Consider the following 15,977-nt stretch of genomic DNA (forward strand, 5'->3'; position numbering starts at 1 on the left):
AAGCGGGAACATGAGAGCAAAGGAGAATGACGATCATGAAAATATTAGCGATTACTTCATGTCCTAACGGAATTGCACATACGTATATGGCCGCTGAGAATCTGCAGAAGGCAGGTGCGAAGCTGGGCGTTGAGTTGAAGGTCGAGACCCAAGGCTCCATTGGCGTGGAGAATCAATTCACGGAGCAGGATATCCGTGAAGCCGATGGTATTATTATCGCAGCGGATAAGACGGTGGTGAAGGACCGGTTTGTCGGTAAAAAACTGCTTGTCGTTGGTGTGCAGGATGGTATCCGTCGTCCCGAAGAGCTAATCCAACAGATGATAAAAGGGGATGTGCCAGTCTATCAGGCACAATCCAAGTCCGTTGAAGATACAGGAGAAAACAAACCTAAACAAAATCCGATCTACCGTCATTTGATGAACGGTGTATCCTATATGGTGCCGTTTATCGTGATCGGTGGGCTGCTCATCGCAATCGCACTGACGATGGGCGGCGTGAAAACGCCGGGTGGTCTGGTGATACCGGAAGATTCGATCTGGAAAACGATTGAGAGTATCGGCGGAGCTGCGTTTACCTTTATGGTTCCGATCCTTGCCGGATTTATCGCAATGAGTATTGCGGACAGGCCGGGTCTTGCACCAGGTATGGTCGGCGGGTTCATTGCTGCGAACGGCAGCTTTTATGGAAGTGAAGCGGGAGCGGGATTCATCGGCGGGATTATTGCCGGTTTCCTGGCGGGTTATGTTGCCCTTGCTATTAAAAAGATCAAGGTTCCTCGGTCGTTACAGCCGATTATGCCCATTATCGTTATTCCGGTACTGGCTTCTCTAGTTGTAGGGTTAATCTTCGTCTTCGTGATTGGTGCTCCAGTTGCGGATCTGTTTGAAGCGTTAACCGTCTGGCTCGCGGGAATGCAGGGTACAAGTTCGATTTTGCTCGCGCTTATTCTGGGCGCGATGATTTCTTTTGACATGGGTGGTCCCGTGAATAAGGTTGCCTTCCTGTTCGGCTCGGCCATGATCGGTGAAGGAAATTATGTGATTATGGGACAAATTGCCGTTGCCATCTGTGTTCCTCCGATTGCAATGGGACTGGCAGCAATGATCAACAAAAGGAAGTTTACACCTTCGGAACGTGAAGCTGGAAAAGCAACATTTACGATGGGACTGTTCGGTATTACCGAAGGAGCGATTCCATTCGCTGCGCAAGATCCTCTACGCGTCATTCCGAGTATCATGGTCGGTTCGATGACGGGTTCGGTGATTGCGATGTTTGGGAGTGTCGGTGACAGTGTAGCCCATGGCGGGCCGATTGTAGCCGTGCTCGGTGCCGTTGATCATGTGTTGATGTTCTTCCTCGCTGTCATAGGCGGCGCAGCCGTATCCATTATCATGGTGAGTCTGCTCAAGAAAGATGTTGCAGGTGTGACTCCGGCAGTTGTTGGAGAAGGAGCGAAAGAAACACCGGCCGGTGCACGTAAAGAGTTGGCAGCAGACACAGCTGCACCCGTGGCTGCGGACTCAGCGGAAGTGACTTCAACCGTGACCAATAACGATACAGCAACCGAAGCACCTGCTATCCGCGTCGAGAAATTGACAGATATTGTAACAATGGATCTTATTAATCTGAATCTGACCGGAACGACACAGGATGCTGTTATTGACGAAATGATTGGTGTACTGGAGCAGAATGGGGCGGTAAGAGCTGATGGAGATTTTAAACAGGCCATATTAGCCCGGGAACAAGAAAGCTCCACAGGCATCGGCATGAATATTGCGATTCCTCACGGTAAATCGGATGCTGTCCTGAAACCAAGCGTGGTCTTTGGTATCCAGCAGGATGGTGTCGACTGGAAGAGTCTGGACGGAAGCGAAGCAAAACTGATCTTTATGATTGCCGTGCCGCGGAATAGTAAACAGAATGCGCATTTGAAAGTGCTGCAAATGTTGTCCCGTAAGCTGATGGACGATGATTTCAGAGAAGCGCTCTTGGCGGTTACAACAAAGGAAGAAGCATATCAATTGCTCGATCAGGTGCAATAATTCAAGACTGCTGAGTGATTACACCGAACCATTGGTTTGGCGGCAGGAACAATGGAGATTTGGCTTAAAAAATATGATAATGGCTGATCTGTGTTGTTGATCCTGCCATTATCTCATCATATTAGGTTGTATATGGAGCCATTCCAATGAAGCCAGCCCCGCACAGTAATGAGCGGGGCTGGCTTCAATTTTTTTGTGCATGCTTGAATCGGAGTAGGCATTTCGCCGTTACATTATTTATTTGGTGTCCATCTCTGTCATCTGATCTGTTACTGGTATGTTTCGATGTCATATTTTGCATAATGACAATGATATCCAGAATATGATAAAGTTTGTTCATTCCATGTCCAATGGATTATGTCCGTTTGGAGTGGACAATAAACGAAAATAAGATCTGTGGGTGATAACAGCATGAACATGAAAAAACTCGGTTTGCTGCCGAAAATCCTTATAGCCATTTTGCTCGGCATTGCGATCGGATCGTTCTCACCGGAATGGCTGGTTGCCGGATTAGCTACCTTTAGCGGGTTGTTTGGAAACTTTCTTGGTTTTGCCATACCTTTAATTATTATCGGATTCATTGCTCCCGGGATCGGGGAGCTGGGAAGAGGGGCCGGTCGCCTGCTGGGCGTGACCACGGGCCTTGCTTATCTCTCCACTGTTATCGCGGGGCTGTTGGCGTTCTTGGCAGCGACGCTATTGTATCCGTATATGTTGGAGGTTGGTGGTCTGGTTAATTCCTACGCCAATCCGGAAGAGGCGCTGCTGGAGCCTTTTTTTAAAGTTGACATGCCGCCTGTATTCGGGGTAATGACTGCTCTACTGCTAGCCTTTACACTTGGGCTGGGAGCGGCTGTAATTAAGGGACAAACCTTGCAGAAGGTCATGGTTGATTTCCGGGAGATTGTGGAGAAGCTGATCGCCTCGATCATCATTCCGCTGCTGCCGTATCATATCCTCTGCGTGTTTGCCAACTTAACCTATGGCGGGCAAGTGACCACGATCCTGTCGGTCTTTGCCAAAGTATTCATTATGATCATTGTCCTGCATGTGCTGTTCCTGATCATACAATACTTGGTTGCGGGGCAAGTCGCGCACAAGAATCCGTTTGCCATGCTGAAGAACATGCTGCCGGCTTATTTTACGGCGATAGGTACGCAGTCTTCTGCCGCTGCCATTCCGGTTACGCTGCGTCAAACCAAGCTGAACGGGGTCAGCGGGAAGGTCGCTGATTTTGTCATCCCTCTGTGCGCAACCATACATCTATCCGGTAGCACGATTACGCTGGTAAGCTGCTCGATGGCCGTGATGCTGCTGACGGGGATGCCAACTTCCTTCGGCATGATGTTCCCATTTATTCTGATGCTGGGCATTACGATGGTTGCCGCTCCAGGAGTCCCTGGAGGTGCCGTCATGGCAGCACTCGGATTGCTAGAGTCCATGCTGGGCTTCGATACAACGCTGACGTCGCTCATGATCGCCCTCTATATTGCGCAAGACAGCTTCGGAACGGCTTGTAATGTAACCGGAGATGGAGCAATCGCAGTGATCACGGACCGCGTGAGCAAATCTGAGCCTGCGTAAATAATGTAGCGCGGATTACTACTTTGCATCGCGGACGGTCAGGATCCAGCAATCTATATGAGTTCAGGCGGAAGCCTGCCCATTTCCGAAAAGATGGGCAGGCTTTTTATTGATTTTTTCTGTACGATCGTACTAAAATAAAATCATGAATACTAAAAATGAAACAAATGACCAAAAGGAAATGTCGTTTATTGAGAAAGCCCGCCGTGCGCAGATCGTGGCATGTGCGATCGAAACCATTGCTGAGGTCGGTTATGCCCAAGCTTCGATAGGTCAAATCGCCAAGCGTGCCAACGTTAGCAAAGGGGTGATTTCCTATCATTTTGCGGGCAAGGATGAGCTCCTGGAGCAGGTGGTGACGGAGTATTATATTGCCTTCGAGTCCTTTATGCAGCCAATCTTGCGTGACGAAGCTTCTCCGAAAATCAGGCTCAAGAAGTATATTGAAGCGAATTTGGAGTTTGTCGCGGATCATCGGAAGATGGTATTTGCCGTTGTGGAAATTGTGACGGGCATGAGGACGAAGGAGGGGAAGCCTCGGTTTTCGGCGGATACGGATGAGGACGTGTTTCAACCGATTGAGGCGATTCTGCATGCAGGGGCGAAGGAAGGAATCTTTCGTGAATTCACCCCGTTATCCTCCCGAGTCATGGCGCTCTCTATCCGGCATGCCATCGATGGATTCAGCCTGGAATTGATGAGAAACCCCGATCTTCACGTAAAGGCATATGTACAGGAACTGATTACGATCTTTGATCACGCCACGCGCAAATAAGAACGCTCCCAAGGAGGAGAGAGCATAGTGATTTATTATGAGGTGGAATGCTTTTGCTGCAAGAAGACATTTCGGCTGTACGAAGGAAGCACGGGATATAAAAATTTCAAGGAAAACCGGAAAGGGAAATATTCCTGCGAGTCATGCAATCACAGCATACGGCTGGAGGCGATCTTTAATCTGCTCCGGAAATAAGAAGGAAGAAAAAGAAAAGGATAATAATGAAATGACAAGAACAATTATCTGAGCCCCATCGCTTTCGCCGCGAGCATCAGCTGCATTGCGGCATGAAATGGCGGGTATCGGACTCTGGGAAATCATTCGATAAAGGATTAGAAGTGTTGTTTAATATATTCGGCAACATGTTGATGGCTTTTAACCCTGACATGGTATTTGTGGAAAATGGTACAGATCAATTATTCAGAAAAGAAAATGGCACTGTCATTATAAATACAAAGCTGGGTCAATACCAGAAAAAGTATCTATCCAACAAGATAATTAATTTACTACGATTTCCACATATTTATCAGGAGTAGTTATAAAAAACACATTCACATTCGAATGTGTTTTTATTTTCTATAAATATGGTTGCAGCTTTGGTTTATTTACATTTTTTTTGTTCATTATTTACTCCAGTAGAATATTACCTTAATATTTCCGGTTTACTATAAAATAGAAACTTATATCGTTTTGCGAATCATGTTCTGAGAATGATGATAACTAGGAGGAATAATTGTGAAGAAGCTACTAACAAGCATTATGGCAACATCTATTATTTTCAATATGGGTGCTTTTTCAGGATCAGCTCAAGCAAAACTGGATGAACATCTATTCTCCGAAGATCCAGGTCTTACTTTTGATGTCATTAGTGACATTCAAGGGGATTACAACGACTTTAAGCATGTGCTTAACGATATGAAACAGGTAAACCCTGCTTCAAAAGCATTAATCGTGAACGGTGATATTACGGACCGAGGGTGGGATTTTGAATATCAAGCCGTACAGAAGGTGTTAGATAGTAATCCTCATCCAGAACATGTTTGGTACAGCATAGGAAATCATGAGTTTTATAAACCGAAATGGGCAACACCGAATAAATTAGCGCAAAACACGTGGCCAAATGATACGCCGGAATCCGAAATGTTCGAAAATTTTTATAACTTTACTGGCGAAGAGAAAGTCTACCATAAAAAAGAGTTAGACGGATATCCGCTGCTTTTCATAGGAACCGAAAAATATATGCACTACCATGATAAATCCTTGTGGGATGAGGTTTATCTCAGTGATGAGCAGCTTGATTGGTTAAAGCAGAATCTTGAAGAATATTCCAAGAATGATCCCAATAAACCCATCTTTCTCTTTAGTCATCATGTCCTGAAGGATAGTATTTCAGGCTCCAATCAATCCCCCTATACTGGTGATTACTTAGACCAGGATAAATTAGAAGGAATCTTAAAGGATTACCCACAAGTCATTCTCTTTACAAGCCACAGTCACTGGGATCTGAATCTTCCGGATTGGGCAGGTAAAAAGGTAGTTGAAGGTGGAGATAAGCGTGGTTTTACTGTTGTGAACACAGCTGGTATTCAAATGGGCTGGGCATCGGCAGGTCCTAATGGTGGCGAAGTGCAAACCGGCATTGATTTTAAACAGGGACTTCAGATTGAAGTGAACGGAAATGATGTAAAAATAAAAGCGTATGATTATAAAACAGATAAAGTTATTAAAGAGCTGGGTGTGCATAATGGTACGGTTGCTCAATTACCACCTAATGTTGAAGCTGATGATGAGAAAAATGAGCTCATTGGTGCTACCCAGTACATGGAGTACTCTGTGAATGGAAATGGAAATGGGAATAGTCGCTGGGTTGACTATGATCCGAAGAACCCTCCAAAATTTGAAGGAAACCAAAATGTATTCGTTCGCCATAAAGGTGAAATGAACCTGGAAGATGGATTATCTAAAAAGGTGACTTTCAAAAAATAATGTCTGAATAGAACGATGTCTAATATTGGTGTCCTGTTAAACGCCAAAACTTAGGGCACCCATATGGGTGCCCTATTTGATCATATTACGAAGTGTTGTCTTCAAATTTTTCTTTGTGTTTGAACCCCGCTTACCCACTCGAAGACCCGAACAGTCGTTAAGCCCTCTGAATGATTTTTTTGTCCCTGATTTCATATACGGTATCGGCTACATTCTCTATCAAACGGATATCGTGCGAAATGAAAATGATCGTTCCCGCATAGTTCTTCATTAATTGTTCCAGCGCTTCCACCGCAGGAAGATCCAGAAAATTGCTGGGTTCATCCATCAGCAGGATATTGTATCGTCCGAACAGCATTTTGGCAAGCTGCAATTTTATGATTTCCCCGCCGCTCAACACGGATAATGCCTTGCGTACGTCCTGCTGAGAAAATCCCATCGATGCCAGAACGGCTCGAATTTCCGATACCTCATAATCACTGTCTTCCAACATGAACTCCATAACCCCCTGATCACGGTCAAACTTGTAACCCGTTTGGGAAAAATAACCGATTTCCGCTTTAGGGGATACGGAAATACCATGTTCACGATGGAGTATCATCTTGAGAAGCGTCGTTTTGCCAGATCCATTCGCACCGGTGACAGCGATCTTGGCACCCAATGGAAACTGGAAGGAGGCCTCCTCGAAAATCTCCTTGCCCTCAAACTGTTTGTAGATGTCTTTCCCGGTAATCGGAAACGGATGATGAAGCTCCAAGGCTTTGCTTTGCCGAAAACGGATGGATCGCATGGCTTCAGGGGGTTTCACCTCACCAAGCGCTTCGATTCGATGCTCCATATTTTTAGCGGCATTATGGAGCTTTTTCTGTTTGCTGCCCGTCGATTTTTGATGAGCCAGGCGGCCTCCGCTTTCGGAGCTGTTTTTTCGTGAAGCGCCCTTGGCCTTTTGATCCACTTTTCGAGCTTGGTTAAGCTTTTCGGTAATGGCTTTCTCCAGCCGCTCCCGTTCCGCAGTAAACTGCTTATATTTTGCAGCCTGGCTATGCCGTTCCTCTTCCTTCTGACGCAAGTAATCGGAATATCCGCCCCAGTACTCCGTGATTTTCCCCTCATTCAACTCCCAGATCTTGTCGACGACTTGGTCAAGGAAATAACGGTCGTGACTGATGATGAGCAAGGCGCCGGAAAAATATTTAAGCTGGTGGATCAGAAAGTCTATGCCATCCCGATCCAGGTGACACGTCGGTTCATCGGCAAAAATTCCGTGCACTTCTCCGGAGAGGGCATGGGCTATTTTTAGCCGTGTTTCTTCACCGCCGCTCATATTCTCCGCTTCACAGCTCTCAATTCCCAGCTTGCCGATTAAAGCGTAATCTTGAATCTCTTGTACCATGACATCATCCAATTGGGGAATATAACTGAAGTTGCCTTCCCGAATGACTGTACCATGGGACAAAGGAATTTCCCCCAGCAGGGCTTTTAGCAGTGTGCTTTTTCCTGCTCCGTTCGCACCAACCAGACCGATTCGGTCGTAGTCGTAAAGCTCCAGTTCATCAATGTCCAGAACATCGCGCCCCGAATATTCCACAACCATATCTTTTGCTTTTATCAATAATTCCATATTGTTTCCTCCTTCAAAAATCGCAGTTTCTGTTCGCAGGATCTCCTGCGATTGAAGAAGAGAGGTTTAAATAAAGAAGTACCAATGCATGGATCTCATAAGATCTGCCCCTTTACGTTTTTATTTGTCTAAATTTTGGATTCCAATTCGACCTGCAAAAATACCCGACACGATTAATCCGATCGGCATGGCAAAAGGACATCATGTTGCCAATAAGCCGAATACACGCCCTAAATACTCAGGTTGAACCATTCTCCCTGTATTTTTTATTGTCCGGCTGTTTTTTGGCAATAAAAAATACAGATCCGAGTCCACAATGGGGCTTAAATCTGCATGGATAACGAGAGAAGATGGCGATACAAAGGCATAGCAAACAAGCTAACCGTGTCGCAATCTATGTCTACATACGCAGGAAATAAGCAGCTCAAAAAAAGCCCACACTTGTGGTTTGGAAAATCCGCTTTTTTTATTGCCAACTTATCTTATACGCATGGAATGTAACATAGATCACGAGCCTCCTCATAAATGATACGTTGAATCATAACATTGGCTGCTATACCTGTCAATACAATAGAGTGCAGCCACAATAACGAGTAGATGTGAGCAGACCCTTAGATCGCTAGAAGAACTTGACTTGTTGTTGAAAAGGGTGCTTGGTTTTGAATTGTATTTTCTGATTCTGGATTTTTAATAAGTCACTTAGCCATCGCTCTGGCTATTTTGACCATCCTCTTCAGGATCCTGCGATTGTAAACGAATATCAACAATTCTATTTTTATAAGTTGCTCCCCAACTCTTCATGGATAAAATGATCGGTTCCAATGTTTTTCCGAATTCAGTAAGCGAATATTCCACTTTAGGCGGTACCTGTTTATATACTTCGCGATGAATAATGCCATCCCGCTCAAGCTCCCGAAGCTGCAGCGTGAGCATGAACTGCGTAATGGCCGGGTACAGGCGGCGGAATTCACTAAATCTTTTCGGACCTTCAATGAGGTGATAGAGAATAATACCTTTCCATTTTCCCCCGATAACTTCCAGAGTTGTTTCAACAGGACACCCTTCTGTACTTGGAATCACATGGTTCTTATGTTTACGATCGCTCAAACCCCTTATCCCTCCCAATAGTTCAATAATTAATACTATATAATAAAATTATGCGTACTTCTCAAATCTTTATATATATTCTATTATAAACCCGTGTTAAGTTCAATTCATTTGGGCAAGGTTCGAACGGCACAAAATGAACAGAGAGAAGGATGTTGAGTCATGAATTTGAAAGGGTTGTTTATTGGGTTACTTTTTACGGTTTTATATGCTTCGGGGGCCATTATCATGAAAATTGGTCTGCTCTCAGCGTCTCCATTAACATTAGCGACATTACGTTTTCTGATCGCCGGGGTGCTGCTACTGATCTTTATTTATGGATTTAGAAAGGGGAAATACCCTTTACCTAACAAAAGAGAGTGGGGCGTTTTACTGCTTCTCGGTTTGCTAAATACCTCGTTGTTTGTTGGTCTAGGCAACTTAGCGCTTCGAACCATTTCCGCCGGGATATTCAATCTCTTTCTACCCATAAATCCTTTTGTCTTTGCACTTTTTTCTCTAATCTTCATGGGGAAAAACATTCGGGCAAAAGAATGGATGGGTATGGCTGTTTCCGCCATAGGTCTATTCATCGCAACCTACCCATCATTGGCAAACAGTCATGCCTCCTTAAGCGGCATTTTATTACTTGTTTTGGCGATGGTTTCGATGGCTGTTGGAAGTCTCGTCTTTAAAAAGGCCAATCTTCAATTGCCTAATCTTGTGATCAACGCTTGGCAGGTATTCATTGGCGGAATGATTATTATGATTCCTGCTCTCTTCCTAGAGTCTGGAAATCCGGTCAATGTGGACGCGCATCTAGTCGAATACTTGATCTGGTCCGTCTTCGGTCTCTCCATTCTTAGCATGGGTCTCTGGTTTTATTTATTGAAACAAGATGCCGTTAAAGCAAACAACTGGCTACTTTTAAATCCTGTCGCGGGCTATATCCTGGCAGCCATCATCCTGGGTGAACCGCTTACGTGGTACTCGGTCGTAGCCACCATCGTTGTGCTTTTCGGATTGTACTTGTCAGGAAATTTTCGCATCAAACAAACGAAGGGGAAAATGATAGAACAAACGGAATAGTTTTAGAGAATCTGATTCAATGAATATTAGAGCTTGTTTTGATCAATCCTTTTCAAAACAAGCTCTTTCTGTTCATTAATCAATTCGGTAAACAAATAAAAAAACTCCTGTATATTCAGGAGTTAGTTATCGTATTGAAATGCTGAAGTATAAGGAAGGAAGATAGATATCTTTTGTAATGTTCATTCTTTATTTCCGATACAACTCTTTAAGGATGTTTAACCCTTTTAATTGGTTTTCTTCATCCTGCTGTAATAGCAGCGAGTTAATTTCTAATATGATCTCATTATCTTTTTTACCTAATGATATAAAGTCAAAGAAGTCGATGTTTAGCGCTATTGTAATTTTCTCGAGGGTTTGTATAGTGAAATTGCCTTCTCCTCTTTCCAGCCTGCCTATATAGCTAAACGAGGACCCGATTTTTTCGGCAAGCTCCTCTTGAGTTAAGTTCTGGTTTTTTCTTATTTCTCGTATAGCAATTCCCAATCTCTCTGCAACCGATTTTTCCATATATGTATCGACTCCTCTTATATAAGAAGTGTAGACAAAAGATAGTTAATATTGGAGTCACTAAAAGTTTCATTATACATTAGTTATTGTCCTTAAAAGTTTCATGCGTTAAATTGTAAATGTATTCAAGTATGGCATGTGATTGCAAAAGGTATTCTTTTAGCAAAGTGAGTTATTGTGTGCAATACTAACTTTAAGCATTAATTGACAGGTGTTAGACTCATTTATACTATTACTATAGAGTCATACTAAATTATGGATGTTCGGTATGCGGATATTCTTATTGGAGGTTGTTTGAATTGATACATACAACCACGATACGATCAGAATTGGATTTTCACCTGAAAAAGACGGGATTAACTATAAATCAATTTGCGGAACGATCAAAAATTAACTCAGGGACGTTAAGCACTATTATTAAGGGTGTGCGCCCCATTGCTATGCAGCAATTAGATCGAATGGTATCGGCGATGGGACTTCCCGAAGGCAGCTTTTATGAGCTGTATGCGGATGAATGTTTTGCTTATCCGCTGAATTGGCGAAGACTAAAGCCATTTTTGTACCGCTGTGCCGAACTGGATAAGCTGGAGTTAATTCAGAAGGTTGTTCGATACATGACGGATAACCTAGCTTATGTGCCGATGCTTTATGACACAGCAGAGGATTTGTTTAATCAGGGTAAAAATTCAGCTGCCTCAATTATTTACGAATCAGTAGCCGAGAGTGAGAAATATCAACATTCTGAACGGTTAGCTCTGTGCCATTATCGACTGTTTACAATCTCATTAGGTCATGACCAGGAAAAAAATCTTCGGGCAGCCACCAAATTTGAGGAATTCGTCGCACGTTTAGATGAAGTGGATCAGCTTGATGCACTAAAAGATTTGGCCAATGTATACTGCTCTCTGCGCCATTGGAGTAAGGTTGATATGTTGGCTAAAGAGATGGGACGAAAGGCAAAGATTCAATATGCTTTTAAATATGAGAAGGATGGCATTCGCTATCATCATGATAAAGAGCCCCAAAAGCCATTGTTTTTATATATCATTTATTCATATTTGATGTGTTCAGCTGTCTGTGATGAGCGTGGTGATTATGAGCAGGCATTACGATATGTGGCATTATATTCCGACTTGAGCTGGGTTAAAGAGGACTCGGAAGAAGCACTTGCGATTAAAGATAATTTTAAAATGTGGGCTATAGCGAATACATATTTATATAAGGTAATGATGGGTGATTTTGAAATTATTACTGAATATGTGGGATTTATTGAAACAAAAGAAGATGAAATCCTGCCTGCGTTAACCAAGATTTTTCAAGCTGCTAATCGTTTTCAGTTCGATATAGATCATGTTTTACTAAAGTTTGAAGATCATATTTTATCATTAAATCAAAAGGACGACGGTACATATAATTATTTAGTAAGGGCAGAGCGATATGTGCGGTTTCAGGCCGAACTGTCACGTTATTATTTTACAAAAGGAAGATATGATGAGGGAGCTAGAAGTGCTTTAGATGGGCTTACGTCTGCTATTAAAATTCGCAATGAAAATGCGACACTGCAATGTGTAAAATTATTTGAACAATTCAGACATGGAGTATCTGATGAAGATCAGCAACGTTATGACAATTTATGGGAACGGTTAGAGTATCGTGGTCTTAACGCTTGGTAATTCCCATATGGTAATTTGTTGGATATAGGAGAGTACTTGGACAAAAGCACATGAATAATTCGATGGGTGATTATAAAACTCAAGCATTAACAGGGATTATTTCTTCAATGCTTGGTTTTTTCTCAGTTCATCATTTCAGCGGCTTCTCTAACTGTTCTTGCACCCAGCTAGGATAATATTCATTGGTCCAGGTTGTCCCGTCATAGTACTGGACTTCCTTGACGCAAGCGATGAACGTAACCGCTTCAGTTGTTCATATCCCATGGTAAGTTTCCAACTCCTGTCTACCCAGAATGTGCTTAAAGGCTGTATGTTTTCTGCTTCTCCTTCGACCCCCCACCTCAACAAAACACAACCCCAACCCAAAAAAACAAAGAGGCTGTACCAGCGTTACTTCTATAATGGAGGTTATTAGACAGTTTGAGCCAATGGCAAGCGAGTGAGGAGGGCATATATGAAGCGGGATGAATACATGGATGGGGCAGGACTGGAGCAGGGAAGGTCGGATGCTCTCATGAGCGATAAACGGGTAACCGATCATGATCATAACCGTCGGATAGCCTGGTGGAGGGAAGCACGCTTTGGGCTTTTTGTGCATTGGGGGCCTTATTCGATACTGGGCGGGATGTGGAACGGTGAACGGGTGGATGCCAATTATTCGGAGCATATCCAGTTAAGGGGAAAGATTCCGGTGACCGAGTATGCGGAGGCCGCAGCCGGGATGAACCCGGAGGCTTTCGATGCGCATGAATGGGTTGCGCTGGCCAAGCGGTCCGGAGCAAAATATGTTATCGTGACAGCCAAGCATCATGATGGGTTTGCGATGTACGATTCCAAGGTCAGCGAGTATTCGATTACTCGTCATGCTCATTTTCCGAGAGATCCGATCAAGGAGCTGGCAGAGGCCTGCGAAGCGGAGGGGATTCGCCTGGGAATCTATTATTCCCATGCCATGGACTGGCATCACCCGGATTCGCAGGGGAACACGCTGGATTACCCGGGGAATATCGGCGCATGGGATCAACTGGAGGAATGGATCGAAGATGACGATAAGCGGGAACGCTTCGAACGTTACCTTCACGAGAAAGCTCTTCCTCAAGTAGAGGAGCTGCTGACCGACTATGGCCCGATTGGGTTGATGTGGTTTGATTGCGGTCATAAGATCAGCGACGAGCATGCCGTGTGGTTCTATGATCTGGTACGCCGGCTGCAGCCGGATTGCTTGATTAACAAGCGGCTGAGGGATGACCGATTTGCCGATTACGGCAATCCGCATGATAACCAGCTCCGGTTCCACCCGGTGCAGCGGGACTGGGAATCGATTCATACGCTGAATGATTCCTGGGGGTTCCGATATGACGATGACCATTGGAAGAGTCCGGACGAATTGATCGAACAGCTGCTGCGCGTGGCAGCCACAAACGGTAATCTGGTACTGAATGTCGGGCCGCTCGGAGACGGAGCGATTGACGATACATCGAGAAGTCTGCTGGAGACGGTGGGCAGCTTCTTGGAACGGAACGGCGAGGCGATATACGGCACGAGCGGCAGTCCGATCGGTACGCCGCAGTGGGGTTATTGCACATGGAAGCCGGAAGAGAACATCTTGTACCTGCTGGTTAGAGATTGGCCGCAGGGCGGTTTCTTGATCCTGCCCGGTCTCGCTAGCGGAGTTCAATATGCGAGGCCTATCGGAGCAAAGGCGAAGATGGGCCACCTGCCGTTCCGAAAGCTTGGGCCGTGGGATTGGCAGATTGATGTACGTTCGGTACCTCAGGACGCCTATGCTACTGTGATTGAGCTGAAGCTTAACGGGGAGCAGTTGGAGAGCAACGGGACTCCTAGATTCATATCTTCAATGCCGAATACGTTCTGGGCCTATGATGGTGTTATCGAGGGCGATGGCCTGCGATACGATAATGGAAAACGTGGTCATGATGGTGTTACCGGTTGGACCGCTCCAAATGTAGCTGTTCAATGGACGTTCCGTTCGGAGGAAGAAGTGCCCGTCCAGTGCCGAGTGATCGTCACCTTGGCCGCCGGAGCGGATCAGGCAGGAGGACGTTACGAGTTGTCTCTGGATGGACAAAAGCTGACTTGTACCGCTTTCGATACGGGTGGGGACGGATGCTGGGGAGAATTTGAAATGGGTCAACTGACCATTCTCTCGGCAGGCGTACATCATCTTGAAGTACGGGGACTATCGTTGGTTTCTGATTCATTAATGAATTTGCGCAAGGTTACGCTACTGCCAATAGAGAGGGTGTGATGATTCATGAAAATCGTATTTGATCCTGCACCGGTTGCAGGAGGCTTTCGAATGCCGGGTTACTGGATATGGTGCGGCAGCGTCATCAAGGGTGAGGATGGCCGGTACCATATGTTTGCTTCGCGCTGGCCGAAATCTTTGCCTATGCATCCCGGCTGGCTTGTGGCCTCGGAGATCGTCCGAGCGGTCTCCGACCATCCGGCCGGACCGTATGTATACGAGGAGACGGTACTCGGGGCCAGATCCCCGGCCTATTGGGACGGATGCAGCGTGCACAACCCGCATATCGTGAAGGTTGAGGGCTCATACGTCCTCTATTACATGGGCACGACGTTTCCGTTTCCCCTCCCTGAAGAAGGGGAGCCGCTGCTTCCGAATGATCCGCTCGTCGTGGTTGCCAGGGCGAACAAACGGATCGGGGTTGCGACCGCTCCTTCCATAACCGGCCCTTGGACACGGAGGGACCATCCGGTTCTGTTGCCGCGTCCAAATCATTTTGACAGCTTCTTGGTGTCTAATCCTGCCCCCTGTGTTCATGAGGACGGTTCGGTGAAGCTCATCTATAAATCTCGTCCCTATGAAGGGCATTCCTATGGCAACATGCAGCTGGGCTTGGCCTGCGCCGAATCGGTGTACGGTCCTTACACCCGTCAGCCTGAACCGCTGTTTCCCCCGGCGATTCATATTGAAGATCCCTTCATTTGGCGTACGGCACGCGGGTACGAAATGATTGCCAAGGACATGGACGGCTCCATCTGCGGGGAGCGCTATAGCGGAGTCCATGCGTGGTCAGCGAACGGGGAACAGTGGAAGATAACAACCAAACCAGGGGAACCCGTGTACTCTCGCAGAGTACGGTGGGACGATGGCACGGAACGGTTGATGGGTAACCTCGAACGCCCGTTTTTGCTCATGGAGGACGGTCGTCCGGCCTGGATGTTTGCTGCGACTTCAGACGGGAGCCGCGGGTTTTACGATTGTACGGAGACCTGGAACATGGCGATTCCGATTCGGGAGATTACGGAGAACGACGACGAATAAGAGCGATCCATATCCGACTCGAAGCATGATAAACAGCACCAAAAATGGAAGGTCGACCACCGTCATGCAATGCATGCACCATGTATGGGGAGAACGCGCGGTGAGAAATGCCAATTACTCTCAGCGGCCCATGCTCTCATGTACGGCAGCGTTTTACTTCCCCGTTTTCTTCCCCTTGCAAGCCCTTCTGCTTACCATGGCCGGATAGACCATGATAGCAGAAGGGCTTTTTTCTCTATTCCGCCTCAAATCCCCCATTTTGAACAACCTCTTATTCACAATCGTAAAAAAACACATC

At 45.6% G+C, this 15,977-nt stretch carries 12 protein-coding genes; 8 read left to right on the top strand and 4 right to left on the bottom strand.

Annotation, left to right across the window (positions count from 1 at the left end; genetic code table 11):
- Positions 1-35 precede the first annotated feature (35 nt).
- From MHH48_RS06415 to MHH48_RS06430, 4 genes are all read left to right on the top strand, one after another.
- Entirely contained in the window at positions 36-2,045 is a 2,010-nt protein-coding gene (locus MHH48_RS06415; RefSeq protein WP_076322780.1) for a PTS fructose transporter subunit IIABC, read from the top strand.
- A gap of 417 nt (positions 2,046-2,462) precedes the next feature.
- The gene (locus MHH48_RS06420) at positions 2,463-3,629 is read left to right on the top strand and encodes a dicarboxylate/amino acid:cation symporter (protein ID WP_076323154.1); all 1,167 of its coding nucleotides are present in this window, start codon (positions 2,463-2,465) and stop codon (positions 3,627-3,629) included.
- A 145-nt stretch (positions 3,630-3,774) separates the two neighbouring features.
- On the top strand, positions 3,775-4,404 hold the full coding sequence (locus MHH48_RS06425) for a TetR/AcrR family transcriptional regulator (RefSeq protein WP_076322781.1): 630 nt from the start codon (positions 3,775-3,777) through the stop codon (positions 4,402-4,404).
- Between the two features lie 735 nt (positions 4,405-5,139).
- Complete coding sequence (locus MHH48_RS06430; RefSeq protein WP_076322783.1) at positions 5,140-6,390, top strand: DUF4073 domain-containing protein; 1,251 nt, start codon at positions 5,140-5,142, stop codon at positions 6,388-6,390.
- Between the two features lie 157 nt (positions 6,391-6,547).
- Here MHH48_RS06430 and MHH48_RS06435 read toward each other — a convergent pair whose 3' ends face one another.
- Positions 6,548-8,011 carry an Msr family ABC-F type ribosomal protection protein gene (locus tag MHH48_RS06435; protein ID WP_076322784.1) on the bottom strand — a complete coding sequence of 488 codons (1,464 nt, stop codon included), beginning with the start codon at positions 8,009-8,011 and terminating at the stop codon, positions 6,548-6,550.
- A 699-nt stretch (positions 8,012-8,710) separates the two neighbouring features.
- Positions 8,711-9,118: a helix-turn-helix domain-containing protein gene (locus MHH48_RS06440; RefSeq protein ID WP_076322785.1), complete on the bottom strand. Its 408-nt coding sequence runs from the start codon at positions 9,116-9,118 to the stop codon at positions 8,711-8,713.
- A 162-nt stretch (positions 9,119-9,280) separates the two neighbouring features.
- Between MHH48_RS06440 and MHH48_RS06445 the strand changes: the two genes are divergently transcribed.
- A complete protein-coding gene (locus MHH48_RS06445) occupies positions 9,281-10,186 on the top strand; it encodes a DMT family transporter (protein WP_076322786.1) in 906 nt (301 codons plus the stop codon).
- Positions 10,187-10,375: 189 nt separating this feature from the next.
- Here MHH48_RS06445 and MHH48_RS06450 read toward each other — a convergent pair whose 3' ends face one another.
- Positions 10,376-10,696: a helix-turn-helix transcriptional regulator gene (locus tag MHH48_RS06450; RefSeq protein WP_076322787.1), complete on the bottom strand. Its 321-nt coding sequence runs from the start codon at positions 10,694-10,696 to the stop codon at positions 10,376-10,378.
- A 299-nt stretch (positions 10,697-10,995) separates the two neighbouring features.
- Between MHH48_RS06450 and MHH48_RS06455 the strand changes: the two genes are divergently transcribed.
- Entirely contained in the window at positions 10,996-12,369 is a 1,374-nt protein-coding gene (locus MHH48_RS06455) for a helix-turn-helix transcriptional regulator (protein WP_076322788.1), read from the top strand.
- 130 nt (positions 12,370-12,499) lie between these two features.
- Here the strand turns inward: MHH48_RS06455 and MHH48_RS06460 are convergent, their stop codons facing one another.
- Positions 12,500-12,601 carry a DUF5780 domain-containing protein gene (locus tag MHH48_RS06460; RefSeq protein WP_256720562.1) on the bottom strand — a complete coding sequence of 34 codons (102 nt, stop codon included), beginning with the start codon at positions 12,599-12,601 and terminating at the stop codon, positions 12,500-12,502.
- Positions 12,602-12,823: 222 nt separating this feature from the next.
- On the opposite strand from MHH48_RS06460, the gene MHH48_RS06465 reads away from it, so the two are divergent.
- Both MHH48_RS06465 and MHH48_RS06470 read left to right on the top strand, forming a co-directional pair.
- Entirely contained in the window at positions 12,824-14,638 is a 1,815-nt protein-coding gene (locus tag MHH48_RS06465) for an alpha-L-fucosidase (protein WP_076322789.1), read from the top strand.
- 6 nt (positions 14,639-14,644) lie between these two features.
- Positions 14,645-15,679 carry a glycoside hydrolase family protein gene (locus tag MHH48_RS06470; protein ID WP_076322790.1) on the top strand — a complete coding sequence of 345 codons (1,035 nt, stop codon included), beginning with the start codon at positions 14,645-14,647 and terminating at the stop codon, positions 15,677-15,679.
- Positions 15,680-15,977: the final 298 nt, after the last annotated feature.

Source organism: Paenibacillus sp. FSL F4-0100 (assembly GCF_037993005.1).
Taxonomy (GTDB): domain Bacteria; phylum Bacillota; class Bacilli; order Paenibacillales; family Paenibacillaceae; genus Paenibacillus_AQ.

Excerpts from the sequence above, each read along its gene's own strand:
- MHH48_RS06425 (WP_076322781.1), top strand. The coding sequence starts at position 3,775 with ATGAATACTAAAAATGAAACAAATGACCAAAAGGAAATGTCGTTTATT.
- MHH48_RS06465 (WP_076322789.1), top strand. The coding sequence starts at position 12,824 with ATGAAGCGGGATGAATACATGGATGGGGCAGGACTGGAGCAGGGAAGG.
- MHH48_RS06415 (WP_076322780.1), top strand. The coding sequence starts at position 36 with ATGAAAATATTAGCGATTACTTCATGTCCTAACGGAATTGCACATACG.
- MHH48_RS06420 (WP_076323154.1), top strand. The coding sequence starts at position 2,463 with ATGAAAAAACTCGGTTTGCTGCCGAAAATCCTTATAGCCATTTTGCTC.
- MHH48_RS06450 (WP_076322787.1), bottom strand. The coding sequence starts at position 10,696 with ATGGAAAAATCGGTTGCAGAGAGATTGGGAATTGCTATACGAGAAATA.
- MHH48_RS06435 (WP_076322784.1), bottom strand. The coding sequence starts at position 8,011 with ATGGAATTATTGATAAAAGCAAAAGATATGGTTGTGGAATATTCGGGG.
- MHH48_RS06470 (WP_076322790.1), top strand. The coding sequence starts at position 14,645 with ATGAAAATCGTATTTGATCCTGCACCGGTTGCAGGAGGCTTTCGAATG.
- MHH48_RS06445 (WP_076322786.1), top strand. The coding sequence starts at position 9,281 with ATGAATTTGAAAGGGTTGTTTATTGGGTTACTTTTTACGGTTTTATAT.